This is a genomic window from Aeromonas sp. R5-1, from assembly GCF_040908265.1.
Lineage (GTDB): Bacteria > Pseudomonadota > Gammaproteobacteria > Enterobacterales > Aeromonadaceae > Aeromonas > Aeromonas caviae.
Genome location: NZ_JBFODJ010000114.1, coordinates 1 through 22,454, shown reverse-complemented (window position 1 = coordinate 22,454; position 22,454 = coordinate 1). Strand labels below are relative to the sequence as shown.

Below are 22,454 nucleotides of genomic sequence, written 5' to 3'. Positions count from 1 at the left end.
TGGCTGCTGCCGTCCTTGCCGTACACGGTAAAGACTTCCACCTTGCTCTCGTCTTTGCCCAGGTACTGCACCTTGCTGTTGTCGACGCTGTAGCTCCAGGTACCGGCCTCGGTGATGGTCAGGCTGCCCAGCGCGCCCTGCGGTGCGCCCACCTTGGTGGTGTCAAATGCCGGCTTGTCGTTCTGGTCCGCGTCGCTGATGGTCAGATGACCACCCACGGTCAGCTGGACCCCCGCCTCTGCCGGGTTGGTGTCCACGTCCTCGGTCACCGCGCCAGCGTCCTTGTCCGTGCCGGTCACGGTAATGGTCGACTGGTCGTCGGCACCGTTGATGGTGATCGTCACCTGGTGGCTGCTGCCGTCCTTGCCGTACACGGTAAAGACTTCAACCTTGCTCTCGTCTTTGCCCAGGTACTGCACCTTGCTGTTGTCGACGTTGTAAGTCCAGACACCGCCTTCGGTGATGGTCAGGCTGCCCAGTGCACCCGCACTCGGGGTGCCGTTGCCGGCCACAAACTTGGCCTCATCGGCGCCGTCCACGTCGGTCACGCTCAGGGTACCAGTCTCGGTCAGGATCGGGTTGGTTTCGTCTTCCACCACGCCGCCGGTGTCGGTGCCGGTAATGACAGCTGCATCGTTGACAGGCGTAACAGTCCCCGTCACCCCACCTGTGGCGCTGTTCAGGCCATCGGTGATGGTGTATTCAAACGCGATGCTGCCATTGAAATCCGGGGCCGGCGTAAAGATCAGCTGGCCATTGCTCAGGGTGACGGAGCCATTGCTGATCGCTACCGAGCCACCTTCGGCAATGGTCTGACCGTTGATGGCGGTAATGGTGAGGCGATCACCATCCACATCCGTGTCGTTGCCAAGCACATTGATGGTGACGGTGCCATCCTCCGCCACGGTGAACTGGTCGTCCCCCGGCAGAGGCGCGGCATTCACCACGCTATTGTCGGTCCCCTTGGGCGAGGTGTTTCCCGCAGGGTCGGTCAGGGTGGCATCCACAGTGATGGGGCCGTTGACTGGCAGATCCGTAGTGGGGATGGTCAGGGTGACCTGGGTACGGCCGATGTCGTCAGTCGTCAGAATTCTGCTGGAGTCAGGCACGCCATCACCGTTCCAGTCCACATCGAGACGATCGCCAGCCTTGGCATCGCCCGGCAGCCGGATGATGACATCCATCCCATTTTCGCGCTCGTTGGCGGAGATGACATTGTCCGCGCCGTCCTGGATTTCGACTTGTGGCGCCGAGGGCGCGGTACTGTCCACGCTGCCATCATCGTGTTGCCGGCCGGATCGGTCACGGAGGCCGTCACCTGATAGCCCCCTTCGGCCAGCGGTGTGGTGACATCCACGCTGAAGCTGCCATCCGGTTGCACCGTCGCGGTCAGGGTCTGCTGATTGCCGTTGGCATCGGTCACCACCAGGGTCACCGTGCTGCCAGAGGGGGCATCCGTGGTACCGGTCAGGGTCGGCGTCCGATCGTTGGTGTTGTCGGGGGCAGAGACGGTGATGACGGGAGCGGTGAGGTCGACCAGCTCATCTTCGCTGCTTTGCGCATCCACCAGCGGCGCCGCGCCAGCCGGGTTCGCGCTGTCAAAGCCTGCGCTGGAGATGGTTGCATCACCGGTACGATCGATGGTGACGAAACCGCCGTTGCCGCTGGCACCAGCCACGCCCCCCGCATTGCCTGCGGCCGGGGCTCCACCCGCCGCCGACGCTTCGAATGCCTTGGTGGGGTCGGTCCCGTCCAGAATCGCTTGCTGCAAGGCGGCGATGTCATCAGGCGTACCCGCGTTCGCCAGCACGGCGTCACCCTGTTCGGGGCGCTCGCCGGAACCCAGGGTGAACGTGGTCTCCCCTCCCTGGAAGCTGGCCCCTTCGGGCGCAAGCAATACCGCATCCTTGGGCAGTACATCGCCTTCTGCAACGAGTCTCTGGCTCCCGTCGGCGGCGACCAGATACATTTTGCCTTGCAAGTGGGTAACGACGACATCCTGATCCAATACGATGCGCTGATTGCTCATGGTTTCTCCTGAAATATCGAAGGGCATATTGCTCCAGCCTCCAATGTGCCCGTTTATCAGGCCATAAACCAGTGAGAAAAATCGAATGAACAGACCGAAATGAAGCCGGGTTTCGGGGTGAAAACGAAGGGACGCCGAAGATGAATAAAATTAATTAAATCAATAGCATCAATTGTGACAAAACGAAGACGGGAGCCTCATCGGCTCCCGTCTCGTGAGGTGTCAGACACCGGCCCAGAGCAGGATGGCCAGCAGCTGGGGCGAGATGATCCGCAGGAACATCACCAGGGGGTAGACGGTCGCGTAAGAGAGTGCGCTGGCACCACTGGTGGGGTGCATGCCGTTGGCAAATGCCAGAGCGGGAGGATCCGTCATAGAGCCGGCCAGCAGACCGCACAGCGTGAGGTAGTTGAGCTTGCCATAATGGCGCGCCAGTACACCCACCAGCAGCAGCGGGATGAGGGTGATTGCCACACCGTACATCATCCATGCGGGACCGTCGCCGTTGATCAGGGTGTCGATGAAGCCAGCCCCGGACTTGAACCCCACCACCGCCAGGAAGAGCACTATGCCTATTTCCCGCAGCGCCAGGTTGGCGCTCGGCGGCATGAACCAGTAGAGCTTGCCGATGCTGCCGATACGAGACAGGATGAGCGCCACCACCAGCGGTCCCCCTGCCAGCCCCAGCTTGAGCGCCGCCGGGAATCCCGGCAGGTAGAAGGGAATGGATCCGAGCAATACCCCCAACCCGATGCCGATGAAGACGGGCAGCATCTGCACCTGCTGCAGTTTCTGCTGCACGTTGCCCACCACGCTGGTGACCGCCTCGATGGCATCGAGCCGCCCCACCAGGTTCAGGATGTCACCGAACTGCAGACTGGTCTGACTGGTCGGCACCAGCTCGATGCCGGCCCGATTCAGGCGCGAGATGACCACATCGTATTTCTGCTTGATGTCGAGATCGCGGATCCGCTTGCCGAGCACCTGCTCATTGGTGACCACCACCCGCTCAACCCGCAGATCGGTGCCGCGGGTGGAGAGGGAGGTGTCTACCTCCTCTCCAAGCACCAGCAACACCTTGTGCAGGGCATGGCGCTCCCCCACCAGGTGCAGCAGGTCGCCAAGTTCGATGCGCGAGTCGGGCTTTGGCACCATCAGCTCGTCGCCACGCTTGAGGCGGGAACAGATGACGTCCGCCTCGTCCAGACTCGGGATCTCGCGGAGCATCAGGCCGTGCATGTTGGGATTGCGCACGGCAATGTTGATGGTTTGCAGACTCTCCTTGGTCTTGCCAGCCTGCTGCTCGAAAGCGACCGCTTCCTCCTCGATCTTGATGTGGAAGAACATCCTGATGAGCCACATGGTGAGCAGGATGCCGCAGATCCCGAACGGGTAGGCCACCGCATAGCCCATCCCCATCAGACCGGTGGATCCAGGATCCGCCCCGAGCTCCGCCAGGATCTGCTGGCCAGCCCCCAGGGACGGGGTATTGGTCACTGCCCCGGAAAAGACCCCGAGGATCACCGGCAGCGGTACATCGAACAGCTGGTGCAACGCTGCCGCCACCAGGCAGCCGAGCAGAACCAGCAGGGCCGCGAAGCCATTGAGCTTGAGGCCCGAACTGCGCAAGGAGGAGAAGAAGCCGGGACCGACCTGGATGCCTATGGTGTAGACGAACAGGATCAGGCCGAATTCCTGAATAAAATGAAGTGTTTGCTCATCCAGCTTCAAGCCGGACAAGCCGGCGAAGTGGCCCACTATGATGCCGCCGAACAGCACCCCGCCAATACCCAAACCCACGCCATAGACTCGCCAGTTTCCCAGCCAGAGCCCCAGCACTGCCACCAGCGACAGCATGCTGATGGAAAGCGCGATCTCACTCATCGTTTGCATCCTTTCCAAACTGAACTGGCACTAGCTTGTCAGCAAACGAAGGGGGCAACTGTGGGGTGCCGCACGAATTCAGGCTTTCATGAGCACAAAAATACCAATTAAGGGTTAGCCATCAGATGTAGCCATAAATGGCCATGAAGTGGCACAGACTGCCACCCAGCACAAACAGGTGCCAGATGGCGTGGTTGTAGGGAATGCGCTTGGCCACATAGAAGATCACTCCCAGGCTGTAGATGAGACCACCCAGCCCCAGCAGCAGGAGCCCGGTACCATCCAGATGCAGATAGAGCTGATAGATGACCACCAGCGACAACCAGCCCAGCATCAGATAGGTAAATAGCGACACCTTCTTGAAGCGATTGATGAAGATCAGCTTGAACACGACCCCCGCCAGGGCCAGCCCCCAGATCACCACCATCAGTCCTTGCGCCAGCGGCGTATCGAGCGCCACCAGCAGGAAGGGGGTATAAGTGCCGGCGATCAGCAGATAGATGGCGCAGTGATCGAACAGCTTGCTCCAGCGTCTGGCCGCCACCGAGCTCACGCTGTGGTAGAGCGTCGAGGCGAGATAGAGCAATACCAGGCTGGCACCGTAGACGCCGTAGCTCAGCAGTACCCTGGGCCCCTGATCCCACCCCTTGTGCAGCAGCAAGACCAGTCCCAGTCCGCCCAGCAGCAGCCCCAGCCCATGGCTGAGGCGATTCGCCCACTCTTCCCGTGGGGAGTACCCCGTCACATCCATCATTACCTCCAACCCATTACCGGCCCACTCTAGCGGCCGACGTTTCAGGCTACAAGTGTTAGCTGAAAATAAAGGGGCGAGGAGAGGGAGGGCCAGAGATGGCTGTTCCCCCCGCCCCTTTGGTGTATGCTCTGCCGCCGACGCCGCCCATGCGGATGGCCGCGTCTGCCCGACAATCTGGTCTGGAGAACCCGATGAAGCTCACTGAACTGTTTACACAACCGGATCCTGATTTCGGCAAGGCCATGACGGCCCTGCTGGAGCATTTCCATCATTCCGACGACAGTCAGGCCCCCTATCAGCGGGGCAACTTCACCCACCAGCTCGATCAGTCGTGCATGCCCGCCACCGGCATCTCTCCCCGGGACTATCTGGCACGGCTCGCCACCCTGGTACCCGGGGCATCGCACCTCACCTCTCCCCGCTATATGGGACACATGACGGCACCGCTGCCGGCCTTCACCGCCGAGCTCTCCCGGCTCTTGGTGATGCTCAACCAGAACCCGATGAAGATGGAGTCCTCCCGTTTGCTGAGCTTTCTGGAGCGGGAAGTGCTGGCCAAACTGCACCGTCTGGTCTACCGCGAGGACGACGCCTTCTATGCAGCCCAGATGCATGCCAAGGATGCAGCCCTCGGCGTCATGACCAGTGGCGGTACCATCGCCAACGTCACCGCCCTCTGGCTGGCCCGCAACCGGGCCTGTGGCGACAACCTGTTCGCCCTCGCCGAGCAGGGCTATCGCGGCGCCGTCATTCTGGGCTCGCGGCTGATGCACTACTCCTTCGACAAGGGGATGGATCTGCTGGGACTCGGAGCTCGCAGCGTCTGGCGTCTCGACACAGACGAGCACAACCGGCTCAGTCTGGCGGCGCTGGAACAGGCCTTTCAACAATGCAGGGAGCAGAAGCTCAAGGTGCTGGCGCTGGTCGGCGTGGCTGGCAGCACGGATTTTGGCTCCGTCGACCCGCTGCCGGAACTGGCCGCCATCGCCCGGCGCGAGCAAATCCACTTCCACGTGGACGCGGCCTGGGGTGGTCCGACCCTCTTCTCGCCCCGCTATCAGGGATTGCTTACGGGGATAGAGCACGCCGATACCGTCACCCTTGACGGTCACAAGCAGTTGCTGGTCCCGCTCGGTACCGGCATGCTGCTCTGCCGCCAACCGGACCTGATGATGACGGTGAAGCGTGAGGCTCCCTACGCCATCCGCGCCACCTCCTTCGATCAGGGGCGCTTCACTCTGGAGGGGACCCGTCCCGCCAACGCGCTCTATCTGGATGCCGCCTTCCAGATGCTGGGACAGCAGGGTTATGCCCAACTCATCGACGCCAACTACGACAGGGCGCGGCGAATGGCAGCGCTCATCGACGCCAGCCCCGCCTTCGAGCTGATGTCGGCACCTGTCATGAACCTGCTCTCCTACCGGTGCATTCCGCCCCACCTGCAAGGTCAGGTGCCCGATGTGGCGGCCAACGAACAGATCAATCTCTTCAACGTCGCCCTGCAAAAAGCCCAGCGCGCCGAAGGGCACAGCTTCGTCTCACGCACCCAGCGTGCAGTCTCCTGCTATGGCGAGCAACCGCTCACGCTGCTGCGCGCCGTCCTGCTCAACCCCCTCATCGAGGAAGCAGACATACGCGCATTGCTGGACGATCAGGTGCGCCTTGGCAACCAGATTGCCAGCCAGCTGTTCGAGTAACCCGCCGCCCCGGGAAGGAACTGCCTGCAGAATGGACGGTCTTATTCATTTGCCGTTGTCTGACGGGCAGGTACACTGAGTGAAATTTTGAGGTTAGAGCCCAGCATGAAGCAGTTTATCGAGTTCATCCCCCTGATCGTCTTCTTCGCGGTCTACAAGTTTTACGACATCTACACCGCCACTGGCGCCCTGGTGGTCGTCACCGGCCTGCAACTCCTGTACAGCTGGCTTCGCTATCGCCGGGTCGAGAAGATGCAGTTGTTCACCTTCGTGCTGGTCGGTTTCTTCGGCGGCCTCACCGTCTTCTTCCACGACGATGCCTTCATCAAGTGGAAGGTGACCGTCATCAACATGCTCTTTGCCCTCGCCCTGCTCATCGGCCGCTATGGCTTTGGCAAGAACCTCATCAAGCAGATGCTGGCCAAGGAGCTCCAAGCCCCCGACCGGGTCTGGGACAACGTCAATCTCGGCTGGGTCGGCTTCTTCACCCTGTGCGGTCTGCTCAACCTCTACGTGGCCTTCAACCTCTCCCAGGAGATGTGGGTCAACTTCAAGGTGTTCGGCCTGCTAGGCATGACCCTGGTCTTCACCCTGCTCAGCGGCGTCTATCTCTATCGCCACATGCCGGCCGAGCAGAACGCAGAACAGAAAAAATAACCGCAACCAGAAAGGGATTGTTCCATGTGGTATCTGATCTACTCCGAAGATGTCGCGGGCAGCCTGCCCCAGCGCAAGCTGGCACGCCCTGCCCACCTGGCCCGCCTGCAAGCCTTGCAGGATGAGGGCCGACTGCTGACGGCCGGCCCGAACCCGGCCATCGATGCCGAGGATCCGGCCGATGCGGGCTTCACCGGCAGCACCGTCATCGCCGACTTTGCCAGCCAGGCCGACGCCCAGGCCTGGGCCGATGCGGACCCCTATGTTGCGGCAGGGGTCTACGCCAGGGTGACCATCAAACCGTTCAAGAAAGTCTTCTGAGCCCATCAAGGCTGACAAGAAAAAGGCCGGACACTGTCCGGCCTTTTTACATCTTCTGACTCATGCCCTGGCCACAAACCAGGGATTGAGGATATCAGGCTTGTTGTAGCAAAGCGGCGAACCATCGAGCTGGGTGACGCTGCCCCCCGCCCCTTCCAGTACCGCCTGAGCTGCCCCCGTATCCCACTCGCAGGTCGGTGCGAGCCGCGGGTAAAGCTCGGCCTCCCCCTCGGCAATGATGCAAAACTTGAGAGAGCTGCCCATGGAAACCAGCTCGATCTCGCCCCGCTCCAGTTCGCCAAAACGGGCCAGATACTCGAGGGTTTCCTGCGACAGGTGATTGCGACTGCCCACCACGCGCCACACTTGCCCAGCGTCATGAGGGCGGGTCTGGATGGTCTCGTGCCTGCCATCGGCCACACGCCAGGCGCCAATCCCCTTGCCCCCATACCAGAGCTTGTCCAGTACCGGTGCATAGACCAGCCCCCAGCGCGGGGTCCCCTGTTCAATCAGGGCGATATTCACCGTGAACTCGCCGTTGCGGGAGACAAACTCCTTGGTGCCATCCAAAGGATCCACCAGCCAGTAGCGGGACCAGCCGAGTCGCGCAGCCATCACCTCGGGGGAGGACTCTTCCGACAACACCGGGATATCGGGAGTGAGACGGGCCAGCGCCTGAACGATCACCTCGTGGGCCCCCTTGTCCGCAGCCGTCAGCGGGCTCTCGTCCTGCTTGTACTCCACCGCAAAGGGCTGGCTGTAGATGGACATGATGGCCTCACCGGCGGCGCGGGCGATGGGCTCCAGTTCGGAAATGGCGGGTAGATACATGGAAAAGAGTTCTCGCTCAAAGGGTTGGTCAGTGTAACCGAGTGAGTATCTTCGGCTTATAGCCGTTTGCACTGACTTATACAGTGTCAAAACTGACAGACAAAAAGTGGCGCAACACAGCTAATGATAAATATGCCACTAAGGCAGATTCATAAGGATGTGAAACATGAACAAGAAAACCCTGATCGCCGCACTGCTGCTGGGCTGCCTCCCCCTGTTGAGCCAACCTCTGCTGGCCGCCGACAAGGCGGCGACCAAGCCTGTGGCCACCACCCAAGTCAAGGAGAGCGGCAAGATCAATCTCAATACCGCCAGTGCCGGCGAGCTCACCGCCCTGAAGGGCATTGGCGAGAAGAAGGCACAGGCCATCATCGACCACAGAGAGAAGCAGGGCAAGTTCACCTCCGTCGATCAACTGGCGGACGTCAGTGGCATCGGATCGGCCACGCTGGAAGCAAACCGGGACATGATTATCGTCAAGTAACCGGTTTGAATCCCTATCATCCCGAGGGCAGCCTGTGGCTGCCCTATTTTTCTTAGGGTATCATGAGCCCACTTTGTATCTTCGGACTCACTCCATGAAAAAGACACCGCTCGTTGTTCGCAAGGCCGTTCTCCCCGTTGCCGGCCTGGGTACCCGCATGCTGCCCGCCACCAAGGCCATCCCCAAGGAAATGCTGCCCGTGGTCGACAAGCCGCTGATCCAGTATGTGGTGCGCGAAGCCATCGCCGCCGGCATCAAGGAGATCATCCTGGTGACCCATTCAAGCAAGAACTCCATCGAGAACCACTTCGACAAGAGCTTCGAGCTGGAGGCGACCCTGGAGAAGCGGGTCAAGCGCCAACTGCTGGAAGAGGTTCAGCACATCTGTCCCAAAGACGTGACTATCATGCACGTGCGTCAAGGGGAAGCAAAAGGCCTGGGCCATGCAGTACTGTGTGCCCGCCCCCTCATCGGGGATCAACCCTTCGCCGTGCTGCTGCCGGATGTGCTCATCGACGAGGTGGCCAGCGATCTGAAGCAGGACAACCTGGCGGAGATGGTGCATCTGTTCGCAGAGGAGCAGATCAGCCAGATCATGGTGGAAGCCGTCCCCGAGAGCGAAGTGGACAAATACGGCATCGCCGACATCAAGGGGGAGGCCCTGAGCGAAGGCATGTCCCTGCCGATGCAGGCCATCGTCGAGAAACCACCCCGGGATGAAGCCCCGTCCAACCTGGCCGTGGTCGGTCGCTATGTGCTCTCCGCCAATATCTGGCCCTTGCTGGAAAAAACCCCGGCCGGCGCCGGCGACGAGATCCAGCTGACCGATGCCATCGCCATGCTGATGGAAAAGGAGCAGGTCAATGCCTACTTCATGAAGGGACGCAGCCACGATTGCGGCAGCAAGCTCGGTTATATGAAGGCCAATGTGGAATACGCCGTGCGCCATCGGGAACTCAGCAAAGAATTCACCAGCTGGCTGAAGCAGTTTGCCAAAGAGCTGTAATCTCTGAATATTTACAAGATAAGCAGAATAAAAAACTGGGCATCATTCGATGCCCTTTTTCATTTTATAAACAAATATTCAACCATTGATAGATAAAATATCGCTAAATCATAATATTGTAATTTAAAGTCGCTTGTTCTATAAGGATTAAGGCTTGTTCCTAGCCCTTGCATAAAATTTCTAAAAAAATATAAGACACAGGTGGAAGTTCCAATGAATAACCCGTCCAAAGGGACCTTTTTAGGTCACCCTAAAGGGCTTTTTTTGCTCTTTAGTACCGAACTGTGGGAGAGATTCTCCTATTACGGCATGCGTGCCGTGCTCGTCCTCTATCTGACCGACCTGACCGCCAACGGTGGCATGGGCTGGACCCAGGCCGACGCCCTCAAGCTGTACGGCATCTATACCGGTCTGGTCTACATCACCCCCATCATCGGCGGCTGGCTCGCCGATACCTTCCTGGGCCAGCGCCGTGCCATCCTGTTCGGTGCCGTGCTGATGGCCGCCGGCCAGTTTACCCTGGCACTGCCTCACGCCATGTTCCCTGACATGGTCAACACCGTCTTCTATGCCGGCCTTGGCTTGCTGATCGTGGGCAACGGCCTGTTCAAACCGAACATCTCCACCATGGTGGGTGACCTGTATAAAGAAGGGGATCACCGTCGTGACGGCGCCTTCACCATCTTCTACATGGGCATCAACCTGGGCTCCCTGCTGGCCGGCGTGATCTGCGGCGCCGCCGCCACCGCCTATGGCTGGCAAGCCGCCTTCGTCAGCGCCGGTATCGGCATGCTGCTCTCCCTGGTCGTGCAGGCCACCATGGCCCAGCGTTTCCTTGGCGACATCGGCCGTGTGCCCGCCGCCCAGCGTGCCGCTCTGCAGCGCTCCAAGGAGCAAAAAGCGCCCCTGACCAAACAGGAAGTGGATCGCATCAAGGTGATCCTGGTACTGGGCCTGTTCACCATCATCTTCTGGGCCGGCTTCGAGCAGGCCGGTGGTCTGATGAACCTGTATGCCCAGGAGTATACCGACCGCATGATCGGCAGCTTCGAAGTGCCGACCGCCTGGTTCCAGTCCCTGAACCCCTTCTTCATCATCACCCTGGCCCCTGTCGTGGCCGCCATCTGGATCAAGCTCGGCAAGAAAGAGCCGAACTCCCCGGTGAAATTCGCCATGGGCCTGCTGTTCCTGGCCGTCGGCTTCCTGTTCATGATCGGTGCCGTGCTGGAGCAAGGTGGTGATCAGGCCGTCAAGACCTCCATGTTCTGGCTGGTCGGAGCCTACCTGTTCCATACCCTGGGTGAGCTCTGCCTCTCCCCCATCGGTCTCTCCATGGTGACCAAGCTGGCTCCGCTGCGCCTGGCCTCCCTGATGATGGGTGCCTGGTTCGGTTTCGTGGCCCTGGCCAACTATGCCGCCGGCTTCATCGGTTCCTTCGTCGGCGAATCCGGTGCCATGGCCATCTTCGGTGGCATCGCACTGGCCGCCGTGATCAGCGCCCTCATCCTGCTGACCATGGCCAACCGCTTGGTCTACTGGATGCACGGTGCCGAAGGCCCGGCCAAAGAGCCCGAAGAACAAGAGCAGAAACTGCACTCCGCGACCGTTTGACCGGTCAGGACAGCAGAGACCAAACAGGGCGCCCATGGGCGCCCTGTTTGCATGTGTTCACTTCACAGGGTCAGTGGTGACGAACCTGCATCGTCAGGGCGCTGCCGCTGTCACTGCGAAACTGCAGATCAAAGGGCTCGTGCCAGCTTCGCCTGTGCAACGTGTAGCGACTGCTGCGCATCAAGCCGAGCGGCAACCCCCCTGCACGCATCAACCAGTGAGGTGAGGTGAGCCCGGCATTTGCAAAAAGCAGCCCATCCTCCTGATCGAACAGCAGGGCCGCCATGGCAAAGGAGTGACGCAGGCCCGACTCCAGCAGTTGCAGATTGAGGTAATCCAGCAATCGGTGTGGCTGGGTCAACAGCAGGCTCTCTTGTTGCTGGTATTGGCGATAGGGGCCGTTCATCAGGGATCGCACCAAGGCACCACAGAAGGCCGCATCCACACCGAGGATGGGCAATTCCATCACCAGTACCAGCAGCTTGTCGTCCAGTTTGAAGGTATCCGGGATGAAGAGATTGCCCATGCCGGCAAAGGTGACCTGCCAGGGCCCCCACTCCTGCATGCCAGGGGGCGCCAACCAGGCGAGCAGCCGGCTGCTCGCCAGATCGTGGCCACGGAAGAAGTCGATGTGCTCCATCAGCTCCAGTTGCTGGCTCTGATGCCCGAGGTTTGTCAGGCATTGCTCGATGCTGCGGCGGATCTGCTCATAGTCATTCACCGGTTTGATGAAGAAGTCCCTGGCCCCCGCCCGCAGCGCACGCTCGATCGCAGCCATCTGATCCTGACCGGAGATGACGATGACGGGCACCTGTGGATAGCGGGCGGTGAGGCAGGCAATCACCTCATGGCCATCCATGTTCGGCATGTTCAGATCACACAACACCACATCGGGGTGATAGAGCGCTGCGGCAGAGAGCCCCTCAATCCCGTCTTCTGCCTGAAAGACGCAGGCCCCGTCGTGCTCGAGATAAGATACCAGTGAGTGGCGAAAAACCGCTTCGTCTTCTACCACCAAGATCCGTAGTCCGGCTTTTGACATCTTGACAAAGCTCTTATTAGTCAAATGGTTATTTGAGCATTAAGACTAGATCATGGGCGCTGGATACCGCCACACAATATTGTCGAGCAGCGAGCCGGGCTGGCCTTGGTATCTGCCAAGCGTTTGAAATGGTCCGACTATTTTGATCGCCCCCTTGCGCAGAGATGTTCGGCAACCGTCGCCCGGCAGCCGTTATCTCGCAGGTCGGCACCATGAATTGTATGAGGCACCGCCATGAGGGATAATGCCCTCCACTCCAGATCGTGAAGCAGACCATGACGCCAGCCGAATACAGCGCCCTCGCCCATCCCAGACTCTCCCATCCGGCCCGCAGCCTCTATACCCTGCAACTGCGCCGCTTGGTGCTGGAAAATCGGCTGGCCCGACTTAACTATCCCGAGCTTGGCCGGGCACTGGCTGTCGTCGATCCGGGCAATCCCGGTGGTTTCAGCTATCAGGTCAACGCTCGCCAGCTGACCGAGCTGCTCGACGAGCTGATGGAGGCCGAACTGCTTCAGGTCGAGGCCCAGGCTGACAGTGAGCACTACCACCAGTGCCCTTTCCAGTTGCCGTTGCTGAGCCAGCGGGTGCGCAGCCCCCTGCCGGCACGCCCGTTCCAGATGCACCTGCAGTGGCGTCCGGACGAAGAACTGCCTGCTCTCGCACGCCTGTGCGGGGTGATCGATGCCAGCTACAGCGAAGAGGATCTCGGGGAATTCATCGCCTACTGGCTCGGCCGCCCCGAGGTGTTCGACTCCCAGCACCAGTGGATGTTGAAATTTATTCGGGCCCTCAAGAGTCGGCGCTACGCCCGCCGCCCGGCGACCGTGGTCACCGGGTACCAGCAGGTCGCGCCAGCCCCGGTAGAGGCTGGCCCGAGCCGCCGGGCGCAAGAGATGATCGATGAGGCCAAACGGCTGGCACAAGCTCAGGAGCCGGAGAATGATTGATACCAGGCGGCCACGAAGTGCACTATTGACCCCCTGCCCATCCAGCCACAGCCCTAGCAGAAGGAGAATTCCATGACAGATCCGCACGACCCGATGCGCCAGGCACTGGAAGAGATCGAGGCCAAACGCCAGAAAATCGCCAAGGCGAGACAGGAGCAACGGGCTCATGATCCCGAGCTCAAGCGTCACGTCAGCAGCCTGCAGCAACGTATTCTCCGACTGCGGGCCGCAACCGGCGGCAGCCAGTACGACTACGAGACCCTGCGCAAGGAGTACGACGCCAAGGCCAATGCCGAAGTGCGCGAGTTGCAGAAGGCCGCCCGCCAGGAGCGGATCCAGAAGCTGATCGCCCAGGCCGACCTCAATCCGGACTGGATCTTCGACAAGATGGATTCCGGTGACCCGGCCCTGCAATACCCCATCGAGACAGCCCGCTACTTCATCAGCGGTTTCGAGCACTGGGAGAAGAGCGGCGGGGGCTGCATGCTGATCTACGGCGATTACGGCACCGGCAAATCCACCCTGGCGGGTGCCGTGGCCCACGAGTTGATCGCGCGCCACCAGAAGTCGGTGATCTTCCAGCAGTGGGCCTCCATCGTGGACAGGCTCTTCTTCAACGTCATCCAGGATCAGGAGGAGCGCAACCAGTACCGCCGCGCCCTGGAAGAGGTGGACCTGCTGATCATCGACGAGGTGGCAGCCAACCGCGCCAAGATGGCCGAGAGTCAGTCCAGCTTCCTCGGCCACCTGCTGCGCCGTCGTCGCAACCTGTCCAAAAGCGTTATCATCATCACCAACCACAGCCCCCAGAGCCTGCATCAGGCCATCGGTGATTTCAGCTATGAGGCGATCAAGGCGTTCAATCCGGTGGACATCCACCTGAGCGGACCCAGCCGCCGTCCCAGCATCGGCCATTACAACGGTTGATCCCGTCGGGCCGGCGTCCCTGATGTCCGGCCCTTCATATCCCCTGCACCTCACAAATAAAAACCACTCTCATTTACAGAGAGCCATCCAGGCTCTAGGCTTGCTCTTTTGTTCGAGAGGGCCTGTCATGCCAACCACACTCATCTTCGGTGCCAGTCGCGGACTGGGCCGCGCCTTCACCGACCACGCACTGCAACTGGGCCACAGGGTCGTTGCCCTGGTGCGCCATGCCGACATGGCCAGCGAGCTGCATACCCTGGGAGTCGAGGTCGTCATCGGGGATGCCCTGGACCCCCAGGCCGTGGCCCAGGCTTGCCGCTTGGCGGACAGGGGTGCCCGGGTAGTCTCCACCCTCGGCAGCTTTCGCCAGAGTGCACCGGTGGATTATCAGGGCAACCGCCATGTGATCGACGAGATGGAGCGCGCCGGGCTCAGCCGCCTGCTGCTGGTCACCTCCCTCGGTTGTGGCGACAGCTGGCAATACCTGCCCGAGCGGGCTCGCGCCGCCTTCGGACACGAGGTACGCCTCAAGAGCCTGGCGGAAAGCTGGCTGCAGACCAGCACCCTTGAGTGGACCATTTTACGCCCCGCAGGGTTGCAGGATGGGGAGCCCACGGGTCAGGCCATCCTGAGCCAGGGGCAAGAGAGGCATGGCCTGGTCAGGCGCCAGGATGTAGCGATACGGGGTTTGCAACTGCTCACCGACCAGGAGGCGTGCGGCCAGATCTATGCCATCGGCGATCCGGGTCTGAGTCAGCCATGACCCCTGTGAATGGCAACACGGTCAGCCCGAGGGCTGACCGTGTTGTTGCAAGGGGGCCTAGTCGGTGGAAGACGCTGTCGCCCCATCATCCGGCCGCGTTGCAGGGCACGGTTGACGCCAGCGGAGCAACCAGCACGCCAGAGCGCCATACAACAGTGCAAGCCCCCACAACTGCCACCAGTAGCGGGAGACCTGGGCAAAGTCGGCCCCCATCTGATTGAGGCGCAGGAATCCCTCGATGGCCGGCGTGCTCGGGGCCCACTGGGCCAGCCAGTTGAGGGGAGCCGGGATGAGCTCAAGGGGCCAGATAAAGCCGGCCAGGAAGACCAGCGGCAAAGAGGAGACAAGTACCACCTGAGTCGGCAGATCACGGCGGGTGAACAGAGCGCCGAGCACGATCCCGAGCCAGGTGGTGGCCAGCAGGAACGGCAGGGTAAAGAGCCAGAGTTCGCCGGGTACAGCGGTGCGGGCAATACCGTAGTGATCGAAGCAGAAGCCGAAGAAGTAGGTCACCGGAAGGACGAAAAGAGCCCCCACCACCAGGGTGCGGGCCAGCAACAAGGCCGGCACGGGGGCATGTTGCCAGTAGCCTGACTCGCCACGGCGGCTGCGCTGGTTCTGGGTCGCCCCCAGGATGCCGGTCCCCATCAGCAACACCTGATGCAGGATCAGCACGAATACCGCTGGCACCACGTAGTTCACATAGCCCATGGTGGGGTTGAATACCGGCAGCACATTGAGGGCCACCGCGTTCCAGCCCATGGCGGCCTGGGGCAGCGCCTCGCCCTGGCTCATCAGCCTGGCCACCTTCACCTGGGCGGCGAGCGTGCCCCCCGCCTGGGCCAGCCCTTCGGCAATGGTGCCATAGACCAAGAAGTAGGAGGCATCCCCGGCATAACCCAGGGTCACGCTCCTGCCCAGCATCAGATCCCGATAGAAGTGGCGGGGAATGTGCAAGATGCCGCTCGCCTTGCCGGTCAGCATCATCTGGCGGGCCTCGTCGAGCGAACCGGCACGGGCCACCAGTTTCACCTGCGCCGTGGCATCGGCCATGAACTCCAGCTGGCGGGAGAGCTGGCTGCCATCCTCGTTGACCACCACCACGGGCTCTTCCCTGGGCAATTGGTGCAGGTAGGGCTGGGGGTAGAGGAAGGAGTAGAAGAAGACGCCGCCAAACAGGGTCAGCATGATGGCGCGATCCGCCAAGAGGGTGCGCAGCTCAAGGCGCACCAGATCCCAGAATCCCATCATGGCCTGGACTCCTCATGGGGCAGGGCCGCGCCCGACGGCGTCCGGTAGCGGTGTACCACCAGCAGCAGGGGCAGCAGAAACAGCAGCAGGGCCCCGAGCTGGGGCAGGGCCGCCGTCAACGGTTGACCGTAGTTGGTTTGCCCGATCTGCAGCTCCACATAGTGGGAGATGGGCAGCAGGCTGCGCCAGAACTGGGCCACATCACCCATGGCGCTGACCGGAAAGGTGACCCCCATAAAGGCGAAACCGGGAGCCGTGTAAGCCCCCGCCAGCGACAGAGCCCGCGCCGGATCCCGGATGATGGCGTAGAAGAAAGCCCCCATGGTGACGCAAGCGGCCGACGCCAGTCCCAGCCCCGCCGTCAGCACCAGCCAACTGCCTTGCATGGGGTACCCAAGCCCCTTGAACAGCAGCAGACTCCACGCCAGACCCCACCCCCAGCCGATGAGCACGTGGGGCAGCAGGGTACGCCAGAGGCCGAACCAGACCCCTCTGGTGGTCCAGTCCAACCCGAGGCGATCGGTGCGGGCCAGGGCGTTCAGGCCATAGAGCACCACCAGGATCTGCCACACCGCAGGCAGCAGGGCGCTCAGCAGAAACTGGGCGTAGCTGGAATTGATGTTGTAGAGCGCGGTAACCTGGCTCGCAATGGGTACGGATTGTCCCAGGGCACCGGGCAGCGTCGTGCCGTCGGCCATGGCCGAGAGCACGCCCACCTGGCCATTGAGAGTTCCCACCACCTGGGCCAGTGCGGAGTTGACCAGCTTGGCAATCAGGATGAACTGGCCATTGTTGAACACGGTCACCCTGGGTTGGGTCCCCTCGCGGGCATCCCGCTCCAGGTGATGGGGGATCACCACCAGGGCATAGATGTCTCCCCCACGCAGTGCCCTGGCCCCCTCGTCGATGGCGTCAAACTGCTGCGCTATCTTGAGCCCGGCGGAGCCATCGAGAGAGAACGCCAGTTGTCGGGAGAGGGTGCTGCGATCCAGATCCACCAGACCGACCTTGAGATCCCGCGCCAGGCCGGCTGAAAAGATCCAGCACAGGATCCCTATCAGCAGCAAGGGGACCCAGCTCGCCAGCGCCCGGCCGAACGGGTCCTGCCAGAGCAACCGCCATTCGCGTCCCATCAGAGCTCGACCAGCACGCTCATGCCGACCCGCAGCCCGTCAACCGGCTGCAAGGGGCGCGCTTCCACCTGGAAGCTTTTCATGTCGAACCCCTGGCGGGTGTCGGTGGCACGCCAGGTGGCGAAATCCCCCATCACGGCCACATGGGTCACCTTGAAGCGCACCAGCTGATCCCCCAGGCCGGGAATACGGGCATCAAACTCGGTACCGACCGGGAACCTTGGCAAGAGGTCCTCACGGACATGGAACTGGGCCCAGGCATCCTTCATGTCGAGCAGGGTCACCACGGGGAAGCCCTGGGGAGCCAGCTCGCCGCTACGCAACAGCACCTGGGCAACTTCCCCCTCGTGTGGGCTGGCGATGCGGGTATCGGCCAGATAGGCTTCCATTTCCGCCACTCCGCCAGCCGCCATCTTGGCCTGCTCGCGGGCCGCTATCTTGGTCTCTTCCCGCGCCCCTTCCAGCGCCATCTGGTATTGCTGCCAGGCCATGCCCTCGCTGTACTTCGCCGCCTGCCAGGCCGTCCAGGCCTCGTCACGCTTTTGCAGCGACATCACGCCATCCCGATGCAGGCTGGCAATGCGCTCGTAGGTTTTGCCATGAAGCAGGGCAGCCGCCTTGGCCTGTTGCCACTGATCCTTGGCGGCCGCGATCTGCTGCACTCGCGCCCCCTTCTCGGCCTCTTCGGCCATGGCACCCGCCGCGGCCTGCCCGGCCTTGGCCTGACTCAGCTTGGCCTCGATCTCCGGGCTCGCCAGAGTGAACGCCAGTTGGCCCCTGGCCAGTTGATCCCCCTTCTTCACCAGCACCTCGTCGATGCGGCCCGCCACCTTGGAAGAGACCGAATACTGCTGCGCCTCTATCTGCCCCTGCAGACGCACCGGCTCCGGCTGATAGGCCAGCCAGAAGCGCCAGCCCAGCCAGAGCACAAGCAATACCAGCGCCAGTGGCAGCAGCCAGGGCTTGCCCTGGCTCATCTTCTTCTTGATGGGGGGATGACTCATGAATTCACCTCGGCAAACGGGCGACCCTTGACGGTCGAAACGGACATGAATAACGGAGTGGAAGAGCGCGCGATCATGAGTTCACCTCGATCGCCTGGCCATGCTGATACTGGTTGAAACTGTTCATCTGACCGGAGAGTGCCAACAGGCGGGCCAGAGAGATCACGTATTGATAGGCGGCGGCGGCGCGCTGGGTCTTGACCCCGGCAAGCTGGGTCTGGGCATCGACCACATCGAGGGAAGTGGAGAGCCCCTGACCGAATGCCTTGTCACGCAACCGCACGTTCTCCTCGGCCAGCGCCTGGGTCGAGGAGAGAGAGTGATACTCCTCCAGTCCCTGGGCAGCCTCGCGCCAGGTCTTCTCGACCAGCAGCTCCAGATCCTGGCGGGTCTTGGCTTGCAGCAGGTTGACCTGGAGTTCGGCGCTCTTGGCTGCCTGGACTGTCTCGGAGCGGCCATCACGACTCACCAGCGGCATGCTGACCCCGACACCAACCAGCCAGTCCGGTGTGGTCTTGGAGACAATGGAATCATCTTCATAGAGGTTGTAGTTGCCGAACAGGAAGAGCTCGGGGGCGTACTTGCCCTTCTCCAGCTTGATCATCCCCTGGGCCTGCTCCTTCTTGGCCGTCAACAGCTTGAGACCGGGATGCACCGACAGGGTCTCCTCCACGAAGGGAGACAAGGCTGGCATCCCTTCGTTGATGAAGAGGGCGGTATTGGGCTCAGCCTGCTTGAGCTTGAGCATGTGGCCGAGCGCCAGCTGGGCGATCTCCAGGCTGCGCCTGGCCTTCTGGGTATCGATGCGTGCCCTGTCATAGGCAGACTGGGCCGACAGGCGCTCCACCTTGGCGATCTGCCCCTGGGCTTCGAGCTTCTTGGCATGATCCAGATGGTGTGCCAGTCCCTGCTCGATCTCCTGCTTGGTCTGCACCACCTGCGCCGCCAGCACCACCCCGAAGTAGGTCTGGGAGAGGCTCTCGAAGGTGGACTGCTGTTTGAGCACCAGCAACTGCTCAGCCTCGCTCACCTGGGCCTGACGAATATCCTGGGCCGCATCGATGCGCCCGCCGGTAAAGAGCGGCCATAGCATCTTGACCGAACTGGTCACCACGTTCTGCTTGGTGAGGGGGGTGACGAAATCGCTCGGACTGAGGTTGAGTGCCTGCATCACGGGCCCCAGCACCTTGCCGAATTCCGGATGATTGGCGATGGGGTTGAGATCCAGCATGTCCAGCTCCATCGGCTGATCGAGATGGGTATAGCTGGCCCCCACATCCACCTTGGGCAGGTACATGGCCTTGGCCGCCTCCCGCAGTTGCTGGGCTCTCTCCACCCCGGCCTGCTCTGCCGCCAAGCCGTCATCCTGCTGGATGACCCGACTCCAGGCCTCGGTAAAGCTGACCGTCTGCGCCTGGGCCGACCCCAGCACGACACCCAGCAGGCATGGGCAGAGCGATTTGATGAACTTTGCCGTCATACATCCCCGATCCGTTTGTAATGAAATTGTGTAGAGTCTTTGCTCAATTCAGGCCCGCTATCATAGCCTAAACCGGCTTGAGAGGGAGACTCACAAATCACCATCCCCCTCACTCGCGCCCTCCTGACCATGGTCACAGACAATATGTCCGATTTTCAAGCACTCCTGAATTTGCAAGCCTTGGCGCGACGTTTTTTTCAGAAAAAAATGGCTGACGCTCAAATACTAACCTTTTCTCCTGACTAAAAAATGCGTAATATACGCCGCCCTAAGCCGATGGTAACCGTGGAATGCAGATAGGTCCCCACACGCTTGAAACTCCCTTGATCGTGGCCCCCATGGCCGGTGTAACAGACCGACCATTTCGTGAACTTTGTTTACGTTTGGGAGCCGGTATGGCCGTTTCCGAGATGCTGCTGGCCAACCCGGATGTCTGGGATACCCAGAAAACCCGGATGAGAATGGATCACTCTGCTGAAGGCGGCTTGCGATCGGTCCAGATTGCCGGTGCCGACCCCGAGATGATGGCGTTTGCTGCCCGCTACAACGTGGAGCAGGGCGCTCAGATCGTCGACATCAACATGGGATGTCCGGCAAAAAAAGTGAATAAGAAGCTGGCAGGTTCCGCCCTGCTGCGTCAGCCAGACCTGGTCAGATCCATCTGCCGGGCCGTGGTGGATGCGGTGGAAGTACCTGTCACCTTGAAGATCCGCACAGGATGGGATCCGGATAACCGCAATGGCGAGGAGATCGCCCGAATCGCCGAAGATTGCGGTATCGCGGCCCTTGCCGTGCATGGTCGTACCCGTGCCTGCCTCTACAAGGGCGAAGCGGAGTACGACACTATCAGGGCGATTAAGCAGGCCGTATCGATTCCTGTTGTCGCCAATGGCGACATCGATAGCCCGGAGAAAGCCCGGTATGTCCTCGACTATACCGGTGTCGACGCCGTGATGATCGGCCGTGCTGCGCAAGGACGACCCTGGATTTTCCGGGAAATCCGCCATTTTCTTGAAACGGGCACCAAGCTGCCGCCTCCCGACAGGGAAGAGGTTCGCACCCTGATGAACGAGCATGTCACCAATCTGCACCAGTTTTACGGTGCCTATCTGGGAGCGCGCATTGCCCGTAAACACGTGGGCTGGTATCTGGATGAAGAAGAGGCGGGCCGAGAATTCCGTAAGCACTTCAATGCCCTGGATTGTGCAGACGCACAACTCGAGGCACTCGAAGCGTATTTCGATGGATTAGGTTAACGCATAACTAAAGAGCCGACCGAATATGTTCGAACAAACCCTGACTTCTGATGCATTGGTAACAACTACTCACAATCACGCTGCCGAGCCGACCCAACGCCCCCTGCGTGACTCTGTGCAACAGGCCCTGCGTAACTACCTGGCCCAGTTGAACGGTCAGGAAGTGATTGATCTGTACGATATGGTTCTCTCCGAAGTCGAAGCTCCCATGCTGGACGTGATCATGCAGTACACCCGTGGCAACCAGACTCGCGCCGCCGTGATGATGGGCATCAACCGCGGCACTCTGCGCAAGAAACTCAAGCGTTACGGCATGAACTGATCCCGGTCATTCTGCTGCAGTGCAGACGAAGGCGTATCCCAGCGATGGGATACGCCTTTTTCTATGCCCGGAGTGTACCTTCTCACTCCACCGCCAACTTGATACCCAGACCCACGAACAGCCCCCCCATCACGCGATTCAGCCAGGTGGCCACCCGGGCGGGCAGTCGCACCTTGCGGCTTGCAAACGCGGTGGAAAACGCCAGCAGATGGCACCAGATCATGCCGTTGAAATTGAAGATGCAGCCCAGCACGATGAATGCCAGTGCTTTTTGCGGCGCATCTGGCGCGATGAACTGGGGTACAAAGGCGAGGAAGAACAGGGCCACCTTGGGGTTGAGGACATTGGTGAGCAACCCCTGCCGAAAGATGCGCCCATAAGAGAGCGCAGGCAGCGCCACAGCCCCATCCACAGACGTTGAAGTGCCACTCCTCTGCCAGAGCATGGACACGCCGAGATAGACCAGATAGAGCGCCCCCATCAGCTTGATGACGGCAAACAGCTCGGCGGAGGCACTCAACAGGGCAGACAGTCCCAGAGCTGCCGCCAACACATGCACCATGGTACCTGTCCCGATACCCAATGCCGCCATGGACCCTGCACGCCATCCCTGGGAGCCGCTGCGCAGCATGATGAGCAGGGAGTCAGGCCCAGGCATCATGTTCAACAGCAGGCCAGAAACGATAAACAACACCAGATCGTGGATCCCCAACATAGACAGCTCCTTGTACATGAAAGAAACAGTCTATGGATCCTGAAGTACTTGTCACTCCCGTTTCCGGCGATAGTGATTATCAAGGAAGGGAATAGCGTTTGAGCCGGAGATACTTGACGCTCAACCTGGTGAGAAAGAGAGATTGAGCCGTTTGAAAGGCAGTGATACTGGCTGAATAGCAATGTTTATCGGTGTAATAGACTGGATTTTGTGCATTAGCCAGACTTGTTATCTAAAAAATAAATTTCAGGCAATAAAAAACCCCGCTCGAGTGAGCGGGGTTCTTCGTGTTGGGTGCCTGGCAGTGTCCTACTCTCGCATGGCGAATGCCACACTA

22 protein-coding genes are annotated in these 22,454 nt (G+C 60.8%); 11 read left to right on the top strand and 11 right to left on the bottom strand.

Going from position 1 to position 22,454, the window contains the following annotated elements:
• From AB5Y64_RS16170 to AB5Y64_RS16155, 4 genes are all read right to left on the bottom strand, one after another.
• The coding region (locus tag AB5Y64_RS16170; RefSeq protein ID WP_368204223.1) for a VCBS domain-containing protein at positions 1-1,184 on the bottom strand (1,184 nt) is incomplete at its 3' end.
• Entirely contained in the window at positions 1,085-2,029 is a 945-nt protein-coding gene (locus AB5Y64_RS16165; RefSeq protein ID WP_368204221.1) for a retention module-containing protein, read from the bottom strand. The genes AB5Y64_RS16170 and AB5Y64_RS16165, both read right to left, overlap by 100 nt.
• A gap of 222 nt (positions 2,030-2,251) precedes the next feature.
• Complete coding sequence (locus AB5Y64_RS16160) at positions 2,252-3,913, bottom strand: putative transporter (RefSeq protein WP_010675535.1); 1,662 nt, start codon at positions 3,911-3,913, stop codon at positions 2,252-2,254.
• A 121-nt stretch (positions 3,914-4,034) separates the two neighbouring features.
• The gene (locus tag AB5Y64_RS16155; RefSeq protein ID WP_039041319.1) at positions 4,035-4,667 is read right to left on the bottom strand and encodes a hemolysin III family protein; all 633 of its coding nucleotides are present in this window, start codon (positions 4,665-4,667) and stop codon (positions 4,035-4,037) included.
• Positions 4,668-4,858: 191 nt separating this feature from the next.
• Between AB5Y64_RS16155 and AB5Y64_RS16150 the strand changes: the two genes are divergently transcribed.
• The 3 genes from AB5Y64_RS16150 to AB5Y64_RS16140 all read left to right on the top strand — a co-directional run bounded on the left by AB5Y64_RS16150 (position 4,859) and on the right by AB5Y64_RS16140 (position 7,342).
• Positions 4,859-6,364, top strand: a complete 1,506-nt coding sequence (locus AB5Y64_RS16150) for an aminotransferase class V-fold PLP-dependent enzyme (protein ID WP_039041320.1) — start codon at positions 4,859-4,861, stop codon at positions 6,362-6,364.
• A 105-nt stretch (positions 6,365-6,469) separates the two neighbouring features.
• Positions 6,470-7,021: a septation protein A gene (locus AB5Y64_RS16145; RefSeq protein ID WP_039041321.1), complete on the top strand. Its 552-nt coding sequence runs from the start codon at positions 6,470-6,472 to the stop codon at positions 7,019-7,021.
• A gap of 24 nt (positions 7,022-7,045) precedes the next feature.
• Entirely contained in the window at positions 7,046-7,342 is a 297-nt protein-coding gene (locus AB5Y64_RS16140; RefSeq protein WP_010675539.1) for a YciI family protein, read from the top strand.
• 60 nt (positions 7,343-7,402) lie between these two features.
• Here AB5Y64_RS16140 and cysQ read toward each other — a convergent pair whose 3' ends face one another.
• Positions 7,403-8,173 (bottom strand): 3'(2'),5'-bisphosphate nucleotidase CysQ, encoded by a 771-nt coding sequence (gene cysQ / locus AB5Y64_RS16135; RefSeq protein ID WP_039041322.1) that lies wholly within the window; start codon positions 8,171-8,173, stop codon positions 7,403-7,405.
• Between the two features lie 166 nt (positions 8,174-8,339).
• Between cysQ and AB5Y64_RS16130 the strand changes: the two genes are divergently transcribed.
• From AB5Y64_RS16130 to AB5Y64_RS16120, 3 genes are all read left to right on the top strand, one after another.
• A complete protein-coding gene (locus AB5Y64_RS16130) occupies positions 8,340-8,657 on the top strand; it encodes a ComEA family DNA-binding protein (protein WP_039041323.1) in 318 nt (105 codons plus the stop codon).
• 94 nt (positions 8,658-8,751) lie between these two features.
• A complete protein-coding gene (gene galU / locus AB5Y64_RS16125) occupies positions 8,752-9,663 on the top strand; it encodes a UTP--glucose-1-phosphate uridylyltransferase GalU (protein WP_039041324.1) in 912 nt (303 codons plus the stop codon).
• 213 nt (positions 9,664-9,876) lie between these two features.
• Positions 9,877-11,274 (top strand): peptide MFS transporter, encoded by a 1,398-nt coding sequence (locus tag AB5Y64_RS16120; RefSeq protein WP_029314796.1) that lies wholly within the window; start codon positions 9,877-9,879, stop codon positions 11,272-11,274.
• A gap of 70 nt (positions 11,275-11,344) precedes the next feature.
• Here AB5Y64_RS16120 and AB5Y64_RS16115 read toward each other — a convergent pair whose 3' ends face one another.
• Positions 11,345-12,316, bottom strand: a complete 972-nt coding sequence (locus tag AB5Y64_RS16115) for a response regulator (RefSeq protein ID WP_029314797.1) — start codon at positions 12,314-12,316, stop codon at positions 11,345-11,347.
• Positions 12,317-12,591: 275 nt separating this feature from the next.
• Between AB5Y64_RS16115 and AB5Y64_RS16110 the strand changes: the two genes are divergently transcribed.
• From AB5Y64_RS16110 to AB5Y64_RS16100, 3 genes are all read left to right on the top strand, one after another.
• A complete protein-coding gene (locus AB5Y64_RS16110; protein WP_039041329.1) occupies positions 12,592-13,266 on the top strand; it encodes a DnaT-like ssDNA-binding domain-containing protein in 675 nt (224 codons plus the stop codon).
• Positions 13,267-13,338: 72 nt separating this feature from the next.
• The gene (locus AB5Y64_RS16105; protein WP_010675546.1) at positions 13,339-14,193 is read left to right on the top strand and encodes a DnaA/Hda family protein; all 855 of its coding nucleotides are present in this window, start codon (positions 13,339-13,341) and stop codon (positions 14,191-14,193) included.
• A 127-nt stretch (positions 14,194-14,320) separates the two neighbouring features.
• Positions 14,321-14,956, top strand: a complete 636-nt coding sequence (locus tag AB5Y64_RS16100; protein ID WP_039041325.1) for an SDR family oxidoreductase — start codon at positions 14,321-14,323, stop codon at positions 14,954-14,956.
• 57 nt (positions 14,957-15,013) lie between these two features.
• Here the strand turns inward: AB5Y64_RS16100 and AB5Y64_RS16095 are convergent, their stop codons facing one another.
• The 4 genes from AB5Y64_RS16095 to AB5Y64_RS16080 all read right to left on the bottom strand — a co-directional run bounded on the left by AB5Y64_RS16095 (position 15,014) and on the right by AB5Y64_RS16080 (position 19,824).
• Positions 15,014-16,207, bottom strand: coding sequence for an ABC transporter permease (locus AB5Y64_RS16095; protein ID WP_039041326.1), 1,194 nt, complete (start codon positions 16,205-16,207; stop codon positions 15,014-15,016).
• Positions 16,204-17,340, bottom strand: a complete 1,137-nt coding sequence (locus tag AB5Y64_RS16090; protein WP_039041327.1) for an ABC transporter permease — start codon at positions 17,338-17,340, stop codon at positions 16,204-16,206. Before AB5Y64_RS16090 ends, AB5Y64_RS16095 begins: the two co-directional genes overlap by 4 nt.
• Positions 17,340-18,344: an HlyD family secretion protein gene (locus tag AB5Y64_RS16085; protein WP_080770119.1), complete on the bottom strand. Its 1,005-nt coding sequence runs from the start codon at positions 18,342-18,344 to the stop codon at positions 17,340-17,342. Before AB5Y64_RS16085 ends, AB5Y64_RS16090 begins: the two co-directional genes overlap by 1 nt.
• 73 nt (positions 18,345-18,417) lie before the next feature.
• Complete coding sequence (locus tag AB5Y64_RS16080) at positions 18,418-19,824, bottom strand: TolC family protein (RefSeq protein WP_010675551.1); 1,407 nt, start codon at positions 19,822-19,824, stop codon at positions 18,418-18,420.
• Between the two features lie 290 nt (positions 19,825-20,114).
• Between AB5Y64_RS16080 and dusB the strand changes: the two genes are divergently transcribed.
• Complete coding sequence (gene dusB, locus AB5Y64_RS16075; RefSeq protein ID WP_010675552.1) at positions 20,115-21,080, top strand: tRNA dihydrouridine synthase DusB; 966 nt, start codon at positions 20,115-20,117, stop codon at positions 21,078-21,080.
• Between the two features lie 25 nt (positions 21,081-21,105).
• On the top strand, positions 21,106-21,402 hold the full coding sequence (gene fis, locus AB5Y64_RS16070) for a DNA-binding transcriptional regulator Fis (protein ID WP_005309538.1): 297 nt from the start codon (positions 21,106-21,108) through the stop codon (positions 21,400-21,402).
• An 82-nt stretch (positions 21,403-21,484) separates the two neighbouring features.
• Here fis and AB5Y64_RS16065 read toward each other — a convergent pair whose 3' ends face one another.
• Positions 21,485-22,117 carry a LysE family translocator gene (locus AB5Y64_RS16065; RefSeq protein WP_039041328.1) on the bottom strand — a complete coding sequence of 211 codons (633 nt, stop codon included), beginning with the start codon at positions 22,115-22,117 and terminating at the stop codon, positions 21,485-21,487.
• Between the last annotated feature and the right edge of the window lie 337 nt (positions 22,118-22,454).

Bases quoted from the DNA above. Each gene is read 5' to 3' on its own strand.
- AB5Y64_RS16160 (WP_010675535.1), bottom strand. From the start codon at position 3,913: ATGAGTGAGATCGCGCTTTCCATCAGCATGCTGTCGCTGGTGGCAGTG.
- AB5Y64_RS16080 (WP_010675551.1), bottom strand. From the start codon at position 19,824: ATGACGGCAAAGTTCATCAAATCGCTCTGCCCATGCCTGCTGGGTGTC.
- AB5Y64_RS16115 (WP_029314797.1), bottom strand. From the start codon at position 12,316: ATGTCAAAAGCCGGACTACGGATCTTGGTGGTAGAAGACGAAGCGGTT.
- AB5Y64_RS16100 (WP_039041325.1), top strand. From the start codon at position 14,321: ATGCCAACCACACTCATCTTCGGTGCCAGTCGCGGACTGGGCCGCGCC.
- galU (WP_039041324.1), top strand. From the start codon at position 8,752: ATGAAAAAGACACCGCTCGTTGTTCGCAAGGCCGTTCTCCCCGTTGCC.
- AB5Y64_RS16140 (WP_010675539.1), top strand. From the start codon at position 7,046: ATGTGGTATCTGATCTACTCCGAAGATGTCGCGGGCAGCCTGCCCCAG.
- AB5Y64_RS16065 (WP_039041328.1), bottom strand. From the start codon at position 22,117: ATGTTGGGGATCCACGATCTGGTGTTGTTTATCGTTTCTGGCCTGCTG.
- AB5Y64_RS16090 (WP_039041327.1), bottom strand. From the start codon at position 17,340: ATGGGACGCGAATGGCGGTTGCTCTGGCAGGACCCGTTCGGCCGGGCG.
- AB5Y64_RS16105 (WP_010675546.1), top strand. From the start codon at position 13,339: ATGACAGATCCGCACGACCCGATGCGCCAGGCACTGGAAGAGATCGAG.
- AB5Y64_RS16155 (WP_039041319.1), bottom strand. From the start codon at position 4,667: ATGATGGATGTGACGGGGTACTCCCCACGGGAAGAGTGGGCGAATCGC.
- dusB (WP_010675552.1), top strand. From the start codon at position 20,115: ATGCAGATAGGTCCCCACACGCTTGAAACTCCCTTGATCGTGGCCCCC.
- AB5Y64_RS16165 (WP_368204221.1), bottom strand. From the start codon at position 2,029: ATGAGCAATCAGCGCATCGTATTGGATCAGGATGTCGTCGTTACCCAC.
- AB5Y64_RS16120 (WP_029314796.1), top strand. From the start codon at position 9,877: ATGAATAACCCGTCCAAAGGGACCTTTTTAGGTCACCCTAAAGGGCTT.
- AB5Y64_RS16095 (WP_039041326.1), bottom strand. From the start codon at position 16,207: ATGATGGGATTCTGGGATCTGGTGCGCCTTGAGCTGCGCACCCTCTTG.
- fis (WP_005309538.1), top strand. From the start codon at position 21,106: ATGTTCGAACAAACCCTGACTTCTGATGCATTGGTAACAACTACTCAC.
- AB5Y64_RS16145 (WP_039041321.1), top strand. From the start codon at position 6,470: ATGAAGCAGTTTATCGAGTTCATCCCCCTGATCGTCTTCTTCGCGGTC.
- AB5Y64_RS16110 (WP_039041329.1), top strand. From the start codon at position 12,592: ATGACGCCAGCCGAATACAGCGCCCTCGCCCATCCCAGACTCTCCCAT.
- AB5Y64_RS16150 (WP_039041320.1), top strand. From the start codon at position 4,859: ATGAAGCTCACTGAACTGTTTACACAACCGGATCCTGATTTCGGCAAG.
- AB5Y64_RS16130 (WP_039041323.1), top strand. From the start codon at position 8,340: ATGAACAAGAAAACCCTGATCGCCGCACTGCTGCTGGGCTGCCTCCCC.
- AB5Y64_RS16085 (WP_080770119.1), bottom strand. From the start codon at position 18,344: ATGAGTCATCCCCCCATCAAGAAGAAGATGAGCCAGGGCAAGCCCTGG.
- cysQ (WP_039041322.1), bottom strand. From the start codon at position 8,173: ATGTATCTACCCGCCATTTCCGAACTGGAGCCCATCGCCCGCGCCGCC.